The sequence below is a fragment of the Aeromonas sp. 2MA4 genome, assembly GCF_029237305.1.
Classification (GTDB): Bacteria; Pseudomonadota; Gammaproteobacteria; order Enterobacterales; family Aeromonadaceae; genus Aeromonas; species Aeromonas salmonicida.
Window position 1 is genome coordinate 54,284 of the sequence record NZ_JAACFY010000011.1, and the last position, 13,397, is coordinate 67,680.

Here is a 13,397-nt window from a genome sequence, read left to right on the forward strand (position 1 = left end):
GTCAGTTGCCCCACATAGCCATCAGCCGTGATTCCATGGCCTCTTCCTGTTCATCCGGCAGCTCGGTGAAAAGATCCAGTCCGGTCTGCTCCTCCACCGAATCCACAGTCACTATGTAATCCGCAAGCCGGCTGGCCGATACGTTCTGTTGCGGCAGCACGAAGGCGATCGCCTCCTGGTTGGCCACATCCATCACCACCCGGTAGTAGGCGTGGGGCACTGTCACACCATTGCCAATGGCAGCATCGGAGTTGGTGAAGATGGGGCCCGTGATCACCTGAACATCCTGATAGGCGATGGCCCACTGGCGGGTCTTCTCTTCCAGAATGCGCCAGGCCCCCTGATTGAGCGCCGGTAACTGCGGCGTCATGTTGGTCAGCAGGAAGCTCTGCTTCATGGTAGCGGCGGTGGAGCGCATGTCCGCCGCGGGCGCCTGATGACCCCTGTCGTAGCCCGACCCCTTGTAGTCCGCCAGAGTAGCGCGGAACTGCACCGGCACCTCCCTGTCTTCGGCGAAGGCATCCTTGCGCGGCACCTGACCCTGGGCGCTGGCCGCCGTCATACGGTAAGAGACCCAGTCTGCGACCTTGGTGTCATAGTTGTATCCGGCGGCATAACCGTCCCGGCACAACAGCTGACTGGATTGACTCGGGACCCCGAGCTTGACGTGATCCTTGCACTGGAAGCCTGCCGCCAGGGCCGGGAAGGTGGTGAGAGTGAATCCGATAGCCAGAACTAATTTATTGATATTATTCATTATTATGCCACTCCTTGTATTGGGCGGAGTGATTTGACACCAGGTCGGATGAGTTAGGCAATCGAACAGATTGTGAGCGTGTTGAAATTGTGAAGAGGACTGCAAATCGGTGAAATCCCCGCCGCCAGCTGGGGGATTGTCATCCCCTTGTCATTATGCTGAATACGGTACTTTGGCTGTGTTATCAGAGAGATAGGGCCATGAAAAAGCGGGGCATCAGCCCCGCCTGGATTCAGACTCACGACCCGGTCAGCTCTTGACCTGAGGCCTGGGGGTATCGGGTCGGGAGGGCGGCAGGATCGGCAGCACTATCCGGGGCTGCTCGCCGGTCAGGCTCTTGAGGTAGGCGGTCATGTCGTTGGCCTCCTGCTCGCTCAACGCCTGGCCCAGCTGGATGTCCGCCATTATCTGCACCGCCTCCTTCAGATCCCAGACTGAACCATCGTGGAAATAGGGGTAGGTCAGCTCGATATTGCGCAGGGTCGGCACCTTGAACCAGCCGATGAACTGCTTCTCGCCCGTCACGCCGCCACGGCCCTGGGCCGGGTTGTCGGTCTTGAACGGCTTGACCAGCCCCATCTTCTGATAGGAGTTGCCACCGATGGCCACCCCGTTGTGGCAGGCAGTGCAGCCCTTCTCCTTGAACAGCTGATAACCCTTCAACTGCTGCGCCGTCAGCGCCTTGCCGTCTCCCTTCAACCAGCGATCGAACGGCGCGTTGGGGGTGACCAGGGTCTCTTCGAAGGCGGCGATGGCGTCTGTCACCTCATCGATGCCAAAGTCCGCCTTGCCGTAGACGGCGCTGAAACGGCTGCGATATTCGGGCAGGGTATGCAGGGTATCCACCGCCAGCTTGTGGGTGAAGGCCATCTCCAGCGGATTTTCGATGGGGCCTGCCGCCTGCGCTTTCAGATCCTTGGCGCGGCCATCCCAGAACTGCACGAAGTTGAGGCTGGAGTTGAGCACTGTGGGGGAGTTGATCGGTCCCTCCTTCCACTTGTGGCCGAGGGAGCTGACCTGATTGTCCACCCCGCCGGTCGCCAGGTTATGGCAGGAGTTGCAAGAGATGGCGCCGGATTTGGAGAGCCTCGGCTCGAAGAACAACATCTTGCCCAACTCGACTTTCTCTGGCGATCCCACCTTGGCTGCCTCGACGGGTTGGATCGGTTCGGCTGCCCACCCCATCCCCGGCAGGCCCAACGCCAGCAACAAATAATATTTATTCATTTTTCTCTCTCCCTTGTGGCTGTGCATAACAGCAACCTCAGCCTGACCGGGAACGCTTGTATGTTATTTGCTCAAGATCAAATGAGATCAACAAAAACCACAATAAAAACAATGAATTATTATATTTCTGACAGACTGGTGGCGGGGACTTGCGAGGCAAAAAAGAGCTGAATTTCGATGGGTAAATTATGAACAAATCCATCTTCAACAACAGCCGATTAATTAGATTGCTATCATTGAATAAAGCGATTATTCAATATGCAGTTGCAGCCACCTGTTAATTAGATCCATTTTATATGCATCATCAATATGATCTGTCATACGGCTGTTAATAATAAAAATACTGTCTAACATTCTGTATCCCGCATTTTAGATAATGCCATCCACTGTTCCTTCACTTATTAAGGAAGCGGATGGCTGTGCTTTTCAATCAAGATAAGGATGTATGATGAGAAAGTCTCTGTTGGCCTGCTCTTTGTTGCTATGCCCCGCCGTCTTCGCTGCCACCCCGCACTGGGAGTACAACGGTGAAGCAGGGCCGGCACAATGGGCCAAACTGACGCCGGAATTTGGCCAGTGTGCAGGCAGCAACCAGTCGCCGATAGACCTCGACGGTCTGGTAGACGCCAAGCTGGTTCCACTGCAGTTCCACTATCTGGCGGGCGGTAAAACCCTGGTCAACAATGGCCATACAGTACAAGTCGGCTATGCCCCGGGCAGTACCTTGATGCTCGATGGCATGCGCTTCGAGCTCAAGCAGTTCCACTTCCATGCTCCCAGTGAAAACCTCATCAAGGGCAAATCCTATCCGCTGGAAGGGCACCTGGTGCACACCAATGCCAAGGGCGAGATCGCCGTGCTGGCCGTGATGTTCGAAGCGGGCAAGGCCAATCCGGCGCTGACCCGGGCCTGGGATCAGTTGCCAGCGAAAACGGGCGAGATCCACACCCTCAAGGCACCGCTTTCGGCCGAGCAGTTGCTGCCAGCCAATCGCGACTACTACCGCTTCAGCGGTTCGCTGACCACACCGCCCTGCTCGGAAGGGGTGCGCTGGCTGGTAATGAAGCAGCCGGTGCAGGTGAGTCAGGCCCAGATCGATGCCTTCAAGGCGGTGATGCACCACCCCAACAACAGACCCGTGCAGCCGCTGCATGGTCGGCTGGTATTGCAATAATCCACCCGGGCGATCACAGAGCCGAAATAGAAAAGAGGGCCAAGGGGCCCTCTTTTTCGTCTGCAGCTAGTGATTACAAACTGGCGGCGATACGCGCCCCCAGGGCGGCGTTGTTCAGCACCAGCTGGATATTGGCCGCCAGCGAGTTGCCGCCGGTCAGCTCACACACCCGCGCCAGCAGGAAGGGGGTGGATGCCTTGCCCTTGACTCCCTGCTCGTCCGCCTCTTGCAACGCCTGTTTGATCGCGGCGTCTATGTCGGCCTTGGGCATGGCAAACTGGGTCGGGATCGGGTTGGTGACCACGGCACCACCGGCCAGCCCCAGCTCCCACTTCAGACGCAGCGCCTCGGCAATGGCCGCCGGTGTGTCGAGGCGGTAATCCACCTTGAAGCCGCTCTCGCGGGTGTAGAAGGCGGGCAGCTCCTCGGTCTGATAACCGATGACCGGCACACCCTGAGTCTCCAGGTACTCCAGGGTCAGGCCGATGTCGAGGATCGACTTGGCACCAGCACACACCACGGCGACCGGGGTCTGGGCAAACTCCTGCAGATCCGCCGAGATGTCGAAGGTTTCCTGGGCACCGCGGTGCACGCCGCCGATACCGCCGGTGGCAAACACCCGGATACCCGCCATGGCAGCGATGATCATGGTAGAGGCGACCGTGGTCGCGCCCAGCCCCTTGTTCGCCAGCACGAAGGGGATATCCCGTCGGCTGCACTTGGTGGCGTCGTGACCGGCCCGGCCCAGCGCCTCCAGCGCCCCTGCATCCAGACCCACCTTGAGGCGGCCATCCAGAATGGCGATGGTGGCCGGCACGGCGCCGTTGTCGCGCACCACTTGCTCTACCTGGCGCGCCGTCTCCACGTTCTGCGGATAGGGCATGCCGTGGGAGATGATGGTGGACTCCAGGGCAACGACAGGCTTGCCGGCGGCCAGGGCAGCGGCGACTTCAGGTTGGATATCGAGGTAAGCGTTCAACATGGGTACTCCTCCAGCATGCGTTCAACGGCGGCCTTGGATAGGCCGGAAAAGACGGTATCGGAACAATTGACGGTGAGGGCGGCGCAGCCGAGGGCGAAGCGGGTGGTGTCGGTCATGTCGCTCTCCTGCAACCAGGCGTGGGCCAGCCCTGCCATGAAGGCATCGCCACCGCCGGTCACGTTGACGACAGGGCTGCCGAGCACGGGCAGATGGCCCTGGCACTCCCCATCGCTATAGAAAATCCCCTGATCGCCGAGGCTCAGGAACAGCCGCTGCACCCCGGCGCGGTGGAACCAGGCTGCCGCCATGGGCCAGGTATCGGGCCCGGCTATGGTGAAGCCGCACAGCTGCTCGGCCTCGCTGCGGTTGGGCTTGAGGGTGTGGATCCGGTGCAGCCAGGGGCGGATCTTCTCCACCTTGGCCACAGAGACGGTGTCGACGAAGATGATATGCTCACCCTGGCGCTCGAACAGCCAGTCCAGGGTGTGGGTGGCGAGGTTGGTGTCGAGCACCCAGAGCCGCGCCGCGCCAAGGAAACCGGTGAGCGGGGTAAGCCGGGCCGGTGTGAGCTGGTCGATGATCGCCATGTCGTTGACGGCGCAGCTCATCTCGCCGCTGCCATCGTGCAGGCTGAGGTAACAGGAGGTAGCCTGCCCCTCCAGCACCAGCACCTGGCGCACGTCGACCCCGGCGCGCTGGCTCACTTCCAGCAGATGATGACCGTACTGGTCGTTGCCCACCGCGGTCAGCAGCCGGGTGTCAGTGCCAAGCCGTGCCAGGTTCTCGGCTATGTTGCGCCCCACACCGCCGGCGGAGGTGCGCACCTTGCCGGGGTTGGAATCGCCGATGCGCAGGTTGTCATGACTGCAGCCGCAGATATCCATATTGGCGCCGCCGATCACCACGGCGTAGGGGCCTTCCCGCAGCACATAGCCCCGCCCCTGCACATAGCCCTGCCGCATCAAGCTAGAGATATGGCTCGCCAGCGCCGAGCGGCTGATGCCGAGGCGATCCGCCAGCTCCTGCTGGGCAATCATGGGATCCTGGCGCAGCAGGGCGAGGATCTCTTGTTCACGCTCAGTCATAGACAAACATCCAGTTGCAAACGTTTGTCTATTATTTATGAAAAACGTTTTCCCGCCATCTTCTCGTGCAAGAAATGTCGGGTCAGCCACAAAAAATCACCGGGCAAGCCCGGTGATCCTTCATGGGATATGTGCAGCCCGCTCAGCCCAGTTGCACCCAGACCTCGCCGCCATCCAGCCGCACCGGCCAGCAGGCGACGCTCAGGGATGGATCATCCAGACAGCGGCCATCCATCAGGGCATACCGCTGCTTGTAGAGGGGGGAGGCGACCACGGGCTCGCCCCCGGCGTCTCCCACCAGGCCGCACCCCAGCACGGCCACACCGGCCAGGGGATCCAGATCATCAAGCGCATAGACCCGCTCACCGAGCCGAAACAGCGCCAGGGAGCGACCATCCAGCCAGGCGCTGCGCCCCGCCTGCTCCGGCAGAACCGAGATCGCACATACCCGCCGCCACTCACCATGCTCACTCTGCAATAGCGTGTCACTGACGCCCTGCATCTCTGCTCCTTGTCGCCGTTCACCCAGCGTCTCCTGCCCTGCATTCTCGTTGGCATCGCTCATATCACCTCCTTGATGCTGATGGCTGGTTTGCAATCCACTGGCCCCGTTCATATCACCTCCTTGATATTGATCGCCGGCACCCATTGGCCCCGCTCCTCCCGTCTGGGGGGCGTACTCCCCTCCGGCTGGTTGACGAAGGCCTCGAACAACTTCAGCTTGTCCGGATCCGCCAGTGTGCTCTTCCACTCGCACTGCCAGCTGCCGACTATGCCGTCCATCATGGCCTCCAGCTCGGCGCCGATGCCGAGCCGGTCGTCCATGATCACCGACTTGAGGTAGTCGAGCCCCCCCTCCATGCTCTCCATCCAGACCGAGGTGCGCTGCAGCCTGTCCCCGGTGCGCACGTAGAACATCAGCAGCCTGTCTATGTAGCGGATCAGGGTCTGCTCATCGAGGTCGGTGGCAAACAGGTCGGCGTGGCGCGGCCGCATACCGCCGTTGCCGCACACATAGAGGTTCCAGCCCCGCTCGGTGGCGATGACGCCTATGTCCTTGCTCTGGGCCTCGGCGCACTCCCGGGTGCAGCCGGAGACTGCGAACTTCAACTTGTGGGGCGCCCGCAGCCCCTTGTAGCGGTTTTCCAGGGTCTGAGTCAGGGTCATGGAGTCCTGTACCCCGTAGCGACACCAGGTGGAACCGATGCAAGACTTCACGGTGCGCACCGACTTGCCATAGGCCTGGCCTGTCTCAAAGCCCGCCGCCACCAGCTCGCCCCAGATGGCGGGCAGCTGATCGCGCCGGGCGCCGAACAAGTCGATGCGCTGGCCGCCGGTGATCTTGGTGTAGAGCCCGTACTTGCGTGCCACCTCCCCTATGGTAATGAGGCCATCCGGGGTGATCTCACCGCCGGGGATGCGCGGCACCACAGAGTAGGTACCGTCCTTTTGCAGGTTGGCGAGGAAGGCATCGTTGGTATCCTGCAGGCCACGGTGGGGCTTCTCCAGCACATGCTCGTTCCAGAGCGACGCCAGTATGGAGGCGACCGTCGGCTTGCAGATGTCGCAGCCAAGGCCCTTGCCGTGCTTGTCTCGCAGCGCCTCGAAGCTCTTGATCTCGCCGACCCGGGCCAGGTGATAGAGCTCCTGGCGGCTGTGGGCGAAGTGCTCGCACAGCCCCTTGTCCGCCTCGACCCCGATTTCGCTCAGCGTCTGCTCCACCACCTGCTTGAGCAGGTTGCCGCAGCCGCCGCAGCCGGTGCCCGCTTTGGTGCAGCTCTTGACCACCGCCAGCTCGTGGTTGCCTGCCTTGACGGCGGCCACCACGGCCCCCTTGCTGACGTTGTGGCAGGAGCAGAGGATGGCGCTGTCCGGCAACACCAGGGGCGCGGGGGCAGCGCCCGTCTCCCCCACCAGCAGGGAGAGGGGCGGCTGGGGCAGCGCCACTCCGTTCTGGTAGTACTGCAGCAGCCGCTCATAATCGCTGCCATCCCCCACCAGGATGGCGCCGAGCAGGCGGCTCCCTTCGCCGTCGGTCACCAGCTTCTTGTAGATGCCGTTGACCCTGTCCAGCAACAGCAGTTCCTGAGCCCCGGTTGTGCTGGCGTGGGCGTCGCCGATGGAGCCCACATCCACCCCCATCAGCTTGAGCTTGGTGGACATGTCGGCCCCGGCGAAACGGGTCTCGCCGCCGCACAGGCTGGCCACGGCGGCGCGGGCCATCTGGTAGCCGGGGGCCACCAGACCGAAGATGCGCCCCTGCCAGAGCGCGCATTCACCGATGGCGAGGATGGCGGGGTCCGAGCTGTGGCAACCTTCGTCGATGCAGATGCCGCCGCGCTCGCCAACGCTCAGCCCGGATTGACGGGCCAAACCGTCGGCGGGGCGGATACCCGCCGAGAACAGGATCACGTCCGCCTCCAGATGGCTGCCATCCTTGAACTTCAGCCGGTGACGGGCCTGTTCCCCATCCTCGATGCACTCTGTGGCCTTCTCCACCAGCACCTCGACCCCGAGCGCCCGGATCTTGTCCCGCAGCACGGCGCCGCCGTTGTCATCGAGCTGCACCGGCATCAGCCGCGGGGCAAACTCCACCACCTGGGTCTTGAGGCCGAGCAGGCGCAGGGCGTTGGCCGCTTCCAGCCCCAGCAGACCGCCGCCGATCACCACGCCGCTGCGGGCCTGGGCGCAGGCATCGCGGATGGCGGCGAGATCCCCCAGGGTGCGATAGACGAAGCAACCCGCCCGCTGGAATCCGGAAATGGGCGGCACGAAGGGCACTGAGCCGGTCGCCAGCACCAGCCGGTCGTAAAGGAATTGCTCACCGTTGGCGAGCGTCAAGGTGCGAACGGCTCTGTCCAACGCCTCCACTTCAGCCCCCAGCCACAGCTCGATGCCCTGCGCCTCATACCAGGCGGGATCCGCCAGTTGCAGCGCCTCGGGCGCCTTGCCGCCGAACACCTCGGACAGATGCACCCTGTCGTAGGCAGAGTCCGGCTCGGCCCCGAATACTGTCACCTCGAACCGGTTAAGGCCGCCAGCCGCCACCAGCTGCTCGATAAAGTGGTGGCCCACCATGCCGTTGCCGATCACCAGCAGACGTTGTTTCTCACCTCTCTCGGGCGATTCGACCAAGTGGTGGTCCATCTCATCATCCATACCGTTGCCCACCACCAGCAGTTTCTCTTTGTTAGCCATATCTCTCTTCCTTGAATCCGATAGTGCTCAGGCGCGCAGCTTGCTGCGCACCAGGTCGGCCGCCTTGAGCGGGGTCACCTTGCGCTGCTTCTCATAGAGGAAGCGCAGCACCTGCTGGCGCAGCTTGTGATAGTGACCATCGTCCGCCAGGGCGACCCTGTCTCTGGGCCTTGGCAAGTCCACGGTCAGGATCTCTCCGACCGTGGCGGCGGGGCCGTTGGTCATCATGACGATGCGATCGGAGAGCAGCACAGCCTCGTCCACGTCGTGGGTGATCATGATGACGGTATTGCCAAGCTCGGCCTGAATGGCCATCAGCGCATCCTGCAGATGGGCCCGGGTCAGGGCATCCAGGGCGCCGAACGGCTCGTCCATCAGCAGTACCTTGGGGGAGAGCGACAGGGCGCGGGCGATGCCGACCCGCTGCTTCATGCCGCCCGACAGCTCGTGGGGCATCTTCTGGCTGGCGTGATCCATCTGCACCAGGGAGAGGTAGTAATCGACCCGCTCCGCCACCGCTCGCCGGTTCGGCTCAACCTGCCCCACCGCCAGTGCCACGTTCTGCTGGACGCTGAGCCAGGGCAGCAGGGCGTGGTTCTGGAACACCATGGCCCGCTCGGGCCCTGGCCCCGCCACCTCGCGGCCATCGAGGATGATGCCGCCAAGGGTCGGCTCCAGCAGCCCGGCCACCAGGTTGAGCACAGTGCTCTTGCCGCAACCGGAGTGGCCTATGAGGGAGACGAACTCCCCCTTCTCGATGCGCAGGTTGACCCGGCTGAGGGCCTCGAAGCTGCCCTGCTCCGTCTCGAACGAGATGCCGACGTCGCTTATCTCCAGATAACTCTTCATTGGCTCTTCTCCTGCCTGAATAGAAATGTGATTAACGCAGCACCTGGCGCTTGTCCCAGGAGAGCCACTGCTGCAGGGCCAGCATGCCCCTGTCCAGGCCGCAGCCGATGAGGCCTATGGTGACCACGGCCACCATGATACGGGCCAGGGAGGCCGAGCCACCGCTCTGGAACTCGTCCCACACGAACTTGCCGAGCCCGGGGTTCTGGGCCAGCATCTCGGCCGCGATCAGCACCATCCAGGCCACCCCGAGGGACAATCGCAGCCCGGTGAAGATCATGGGCAGGGCCGAGGGCAACACTATGCGGCGCACATGGGTCAGGAAAGAGAGCCGCAACACCCGGCTGACGTTGTGCAGATCCCTGTCCAGCCCCGCCACCCCGACCGCCGTGTTGATCAGGGTCGGCCAGAGGGAGCAGAGGGTCACCGTCAGCGCCGAGGTGACGAAAGACTTGGCGAGCCAGGGCACAGAACTGGTGTAGAGCGCGCTCACCACCAGGGTGATAAGCGGCAACCAGGCCAGGGGCGACACCGGCTTGAGCAGCTGGATCACCGGATTGGCGGCGCGGTAGAGTCCCTGATTCATGCCGAGCAGCACGCCGCACGGGATGGCGATCAGGCTGGCCAGCCCGAAGCCGCACAGCACAGTGAGCAGGCTGGTGGCAATCTGATCGAAGAAGGTGGGGCGCCCGGTATAGGGGCGCAGCCTCACCTCGGCCGCCGGATCCGCCGCCAGCCGCTCGGCATTGCGCAGCTGCTGGCGCTCGAGGAAGGCGCTTGCCTTCTCCCGCTCCTGCACATGCTCCTGCCCCAGCGACCAGAGCTGGCTGGCGGTCGCAAGCGGCCCCGGCAGGGTGCCCAGACTGGTCTGTACCTGACTCGCCCCCCACTGCCAGAGGCCGAGGAACAGCAGCACGCCGAGCAGAGGCTGCACCATGGCTTTCCAGTTGATGGTTTTCCAATTGATGAGTGGCCACTTGTGTCGTTTCATCGGGAACTCCTTGTTCATTGCACCCGCTCATCGCCCTTGAGGCCGATGGCAAACTGTTGCAGATAGGCGTTGGGGTGGCGGCCGTCGTAGATGAGGCCATCGATGAAACCATCCTGCGGGCCGCGATAGCCCTGCTCGCTGGCAAAATCGGGGAAGTCCTGCGCCTTGAACTTGCCCTCGGCGATCAGCGCCTCAGCCGCCAGGCGGTAGACCTCGGGTTGATAGACGGCCTTGGCGACCTGCTCGAACCAGGCATCCGGCCTGGCCGTCGGGATCTGGCCCCAGCGCCGCATCTGGGTCAGATACCAGATGGCATCCGAGTAGTAGGGATAGGTGGCGTGGTGGCGGAAGAAGACGTTGAAATCCGGCAGGCTGCGCTTGTCCCCTTTCCCGTACTCGAAGGTGCCCACCATGGAGTTGGCGATCACCTCCTCGTCGGCCCCCACGTACTCGGGCCGCGCCAGCAGCTTGGCCGCCTCGCGCCGGTTGCCGTTCTGCTCGGCATCAAGCCACCAGGCCGCCCGCAGCAGCGCCTTCACCAACCGTATGTGGGTATTGGGATGGCGCTCGGCCCACTGGCGGGTAACGCCGAACACCTTCTCCGGGTTGTTGCGCCAGATCTCGTAGTCGGTGATGACGGGCACCCCTATGCCCATGGCAACCGCCTGCTGGTTCCAGGGTTCTCCCACGCTGTAGCCCGCTATGGTGCCCGCCTCCAGGGTGGCGGGCATCTGGGGTGGCGGCGTGACCGACAGCAGTACGTCCGCCTGGCGCTGACCCGAGCTGTCGCCGAGGGCGGGGGCATAGAAGCCGGGGTTCAGCCCGCCGGCCGCCAGCCAGTATCTGAGCTCGTAGTTGTGGGGGGAGACGGGGAACACCATTCCCATGTTGAACGACTTGCCCGCCTGCCGGTATTGAGCCACCACGGGTTTGAGCGCAGCGGCGCTCACGGGAGCGGGCACCTGACCCGCCGCCGCCTTGGGCAGGTGAGGTTGCATGGCAGCCCACACAGGGTTGGCGACCGTGATGGCGTTGCCGTTGAGATCCATGGCGAACGCCGTCACCAGCTCGGCCTGAGTGCCTATGCCGACCTGGGCGGCCAGCGGCTGACCCGCCAGCATCTGGGCACCGTCCAGCTCGCCGTCAATCACCCGATCCAGCAGCACCTTCCAGTTCGCCTGGGCCTCCAGAGTGACGTAGAGCCCCTCATCCTCGAAATAACCGCGCTCATAGGCCACCGCCAGCGGTGCCATGTCGGTCAGCTTGATGAAGCCCAGTTTGAGCTCCTCCTGCTCGGGAGCCCCCACTGCCGCCAGCGTCGGCAGTGACAGCAGGGCCAGCAGCAGACCCGCACATCCTTGTCTCTTGTTCATTCGCCTTCCTCGCTCACATCACAGTCATGGGCGGCCACTCCCCTGCGCCGTTGCAGGGTTGCGACCAAAAAAAAGCCTCACCGATCCGGGATCGGTGAGGCCTCTTTGCCCTGTTGCGAGTGACGGGCCCATGGGCACCATCACTCCTTGTATGTTGACTAATTCACTTTCCGTGCCAAATTGGCCAATCCACAGAAACTGGCCCTATCCCGCCTCTTTCCTCCCTGTTTCTCCCCTCGTTTGCCTCAATTAGGCGCAGTTGCACCAAAACGGTTGGCCACAGGGGCGCTCAGGCAGGCAGGGCCAGCAGCAGTTGGCGAGCCAGCTCCCCCAGGCTCAGGTGCCGGTTCATGGCAGTGCTGCGCATCAGGCGGTAGGCCTGCTCCTCGTCCAGCCCCTGATGACGCATCAGTCGCCCCTTGGCCTGCTCGACCAGCCGCCGATCCACCAGCTGTTGGCGCAGTTCACTCTCGGTCTGCGCCAGCGCCTGCACCATGGCCAGCTGGCTGCGGGCCAGCCGCAGCCACTGCTCGACCGGCTCCCGCTCGCCACACGGGTGGGGCACCAGCAGCACCCCCTGCTGCAACAAGGTGACCTGGGGCTCGGGGCCGATCCGTTCGCAAAACAGCAGGCGTGGCAACCCGGGCCAGAGAGAGAGACCGAGTCGCACCTCGGCGCCAAACTGGCGACTGCTGATGAGCAGGGCATCCCCCTGCCCGTTCGGGCTCAGCAGTTGGCGACTGTCCAGGATCTGCGGCTGATGGCCGTAGTGGCTGACCAGCAGGGCCAGACGGTTGGCCTGACCCGGCTCATCGGCGTGGATCATCAGGCGGGAAGGGGGGCCGGCACGGCCCCCTGGGGGAAGAGTAGTCATGGCGCTCCTTGCCAACGGCTGTCGCAGCTTGTCTGTCGCTGCGTGTCCACCACAGATGACGCAACATGAAGGCCAACTATTTGAATCTACCCCCTTTTTATCTATCTGGAGGTAGTGGAGGTAGGTACTCAGGCCACCCGATCCAGCGCCTGGTTCAGCAGGGCGTTCAGCTCGCTGCGCAGGCTCACCACCTCCCCCATGATCATCAGCACGGGACTCTGTCCGGCCAGTGTCACGGCAGCCTCTGCCAGCATGGCCAGCCGGGTCTCATGCACCTGCTGCTGCGGGCTGCAACCGGCCACCACCAGCGCCACCGGCAGATCCGGCGAGGCACCGGCCGCCAGCAATCCCTGCCGGATCCGGGCCGCCCGCTCCAGCCCCATGTAAAACACCAGGGTGTGGCCGGCCCGTGTCAGCCCCTGCCAACCCTGATAGTCGCCCTCCTCCATCAGATGACCCGTCACCAGGGTCAGGGAGCGGGCCAGCCCCCTGTGGGTCAGGGGGATCAGGCAGCTGGCGGCGCAACCCAGCGCCGCCGTGATGCCGGGCACCAGCTCGGCGGCGATACCGTGGCGGGCCAGGTGCAGCGCCTCCTCCCCACCCCGGCCAAACACCAGAGGATCCCCTCCCTTGAGCCGCACCACCCGCTTGCCGGTGCGGGCCAGCGCCAACAGCAGGGCGTTGATCTGATCCTGGCTCGGACTCGGCTCGCCGCAGCGCTTGCCCACATCGAAACGGGCCGCCCCCTTGGGAATGCGGGCCAGGATCTCGCTCCCCACCAGGCGGTCATAGATCACCACCTCCGCCGCCTCCAGCCGTTGCAGGGCGCGCAGGGTCAACAATTCGAGCGGGCCGGGACCGGCCCCTACCAGACTGATTTGGCTCAT

The 13,397-nt window shown here is 63.4% G+C and carries 12 protein-coding genes; 1 reads left to right on the forward strand and 11 read right to left on the reverse strand.

Features of this window, described 5'->3' with window-relative positions; all coding sequences use genetic code 11:
• Nucleotide 1 precedes the first annotated feature (1 nt).
• Together GWQ31_RS12635 and GWQ31_RS12640 are read right to left on the reverse strand one after the other, a co-directional pair.
• A complete protein-coding gene (locus GWQ31_RS12635) occupies nt 2–757 on the reverse strand; it encodes a DNA/RNA non-specific endonuclease (protein WP_275909499.1) in 756 nt (251 codons plus the stop codon).
• Nucleotides 758–1,006: 249 nt separating this feature from the next.
• Nucleotides 1,007–1,984 (reverse strand): cytochrome-c peroxidase, encoded by a 978-nt coding sequence (locus GWQ31_RS12640; RefSeq protein ID WP_275909500.1) that lies wholly within the window; start codon nt 1,982–1,984, stop codon nt 1,007–1,009.
• 448 nt (nt 1,985–2,432) lie between these two features.
• Here GWQ31_RS12640 and GWQ31_RS12645 point away from each other — a divergent pair, with 448 nt between their 5' ends.
• Nucleotides 2,433–3,158 (forward strand): carbonic anhydrase family protein, encoded by a 726-nt coding sequence (locus tag GWQ31_RS12645; protein WP_058393694.1) that lies wholly within the window; start codon nt 2,433–2,435, stop codon nt 3,156–3,158.
• Between the two features lie 73 nt (nt 3,159–3,231).
• Here the strand turns inward: GWQ31_RS12645 and GWQ31_RS12650 are convergent, their stop codons facing one another.
• The 9 genes from GWQ31_RS12650 to cobA form a co-directional block, all read right to left on the reverse strand.
• Complete coding sequence (locus GWQ31_RS12650; RefSeq protein WP_005317829.1) at nt 3,232–4,140, reverse strand: pseudouridine-5'-phosphate glycosidase; 909 nt, start codon at nt 4,138–4,140, stop codon at nt 3,232–3,234.
• Nucleotides 4,134–5,225, reverse strand: coding sequence for a PfkB family carbohydrate kinase (locus tag GWQ31_RS12655; protein ID WP_058393692.1), 1,092 nt, complete (start codon nt 5,223–5,225; stop codon nt 4,134–4,136). Before GWQ31_RS12655 ends, GWQ31_RS12650 begins: the two co-directional genes overlap by 7 nt.
• A gap of 142 nt (nt 5,226–5,367) precedes the next feature.
• Nucleotides 5,368–5,790, reverse strand: a complete 423-nt coding sequence (gene nirD / locus GWQ31_RS12660; protein WP_275909501.1) for a nitrite reductase small subunit NirD — start codon at nt 5,788–5,790, stop codon at nt 5,368–5,370.
• Between the two features lie 47 nt (nt 5,791–5,837).
• A complete protein-coding gene (gene nirB / locus GWQ31_RS12665; RefSeq protein ID WP_275909502.1) occupies nt 5,838–8,423 on the reverse strand; it encodes a nitrite reductase large subunit NirB in 2,586 nt (861 codons plus the stop codon).
• A gap of 27 nt (nt 8,424–8,450) precedes the next feature.
• Nucleotides 8,451–9,272 (reverse strand): ABC transporter ATP-binding protein, encoded by an 822-nt coding sequence (locus tag GWQ31_RS12670; protein ID WP_275909503.1) that lies wholly within the window; start codon nt 9,270–9,272, stop codon nt 8,451–8,453.
• 31 nt (nt 9,273–9,303) lie between these two features.
• Nucleotides 9,304–10,263, reverse strand: a complete 960-nt coding sequence (locus GWQ31_RS12675; protein WP_275909504.1) for an ABC transporter permease — start codon at nt 10,261–10,263, stop codon at nt 9,304–9,306.
• Nucleotides 10,264–10,277: 14 nt separating this feature from the next.
• A complete protein-coding gene (locus GWQ31_RS12680) occupies nt 10,278–11,636 on the reverse strand; it encodes a CmpA/NrtA family ABC transporter substrate-binding protein (protein ID WP_275909505.1) in 1,359 nt (452 codons plus the stop codon).
• Between the two features lie 289 nt (nt 11,637–11,925).
• The gene (locus GWQ31_RS12685; protein ID WP_058393688.1) at nt 11,926–12,510 is read right to left on the reverse strand and encodes an ANTAR domain-containing protein; all 585 of its coding nucleotides are present in this window, start codon (nt 12,508–12,510) and stop codon (nt 11,926–11,928) included.
• 128 nt (nt 12,511–12,638) lie between these two features.
• The gene (gene cobA / locus GWQ31_RS12690) at nt 12,639–13,397 is read right to left on the reverse strand and encodes a uroporphyrinogen-III C-methyltransferase (RefSeq protein ID WP_059111354.1); all 759 of its coding nucleotides are present in this window, start codon (nt 13,395–13,397) and stop codon (nt 12,639–12,641) included.

What these genes read in the sequence shown, in the direction of transcription:
- GWQ31_RS12635 (WP_275909499.1), bottom strand. Translation starts at nt 757, where the DNA reads ATGAATAATATCAATAAATTAGTTCTGGCTATCGGATTCACTCTCACC.
- GWQ31_RS12640 (WP_275909500.1), bottom strand. Translation starts at nt 1,984, where the DNA reads ATGAATAAATATTATTTGTTGCTGGCGTTGGGCCTGCCGGGGATGGGG.
- GWQ31_RS12645 (WP_058393694.1), top strand. Translation starts at nt 2,433, where the DNA reads ATGAGAAAGTCTCTGTTGGCCTGCTCTTTGTTGCTATGCCCCGCCGTC.
- GWQ31_RS12650 (WP_005317829.1), bottom strand. Translation starts at nt 4,140, where the DNA reads ATGTTGAACGCTTACCTCGATATCCAACCTGAAGTCGCCGCTGCCCTG.
- GWQ31_RS12655 (WP_058393692.1), bottom strand. Translation starts at nt 5,225, where the DNA reads ATGACTGAGCGTGAACAAGAGATCCTCGCCCTGCTGCGCCAGGATCCC.
- nirD (WP_275909501.1), bottom strand. Translation starts at nt 5,790, where the DNA reads ATGAGCGATGCCAACGAGAATGCAGGGCAGGAGACGCTGGGTGAACGG.
- nirB (WP_275909502.1), bottom strand. Translation starts at nt 8,423, where the DNA reads ATGGCTAACAAAGAGAAACTGCTGGTGGTGGGCAACGGTATGGATGAT.
- GWQ31_RS12670 (WP_275909503.1), bottom strand. Translation starts at nt 9,272, where the DNA reads ATGAAGAGTTATCTGGAGATAAGCGACGTCGGCATCTCGTTCGAGACG.
- GWQ31_RS12675 (WP_275909504.1), bottom strand. Translation starts at nt 10,263, where the DNA reads ATGAAACGACACAAGTGGCCACTCATCAATTGGAAAACCATCAACTGG.
- GWQ31_RS12680 (WP_275909505.1), bottom strand. Translation starts at nt 11,636, where the DNA reads ATGAACAAGAGACAAGGATGTGCGGGTCTGCTGCTGGCCCTGCTGTCA.
- GWQ31_RS12685 (WP_058393688.1), bottom strand. Translation starts at nt 12,510, where the DNA reads ATGACTACTCTTCCCCCAGGGGGCCGTGCCGGCCCCCCTTCCCGCCTG.
- cobA (WP_059111354.1), bottom strand. Translation starts at nt 13,397, where the DNA reads ATGAGCCAAATCAGTCTGGTAGGGGCCGGTCCCGGCCCGCTCGAATTG.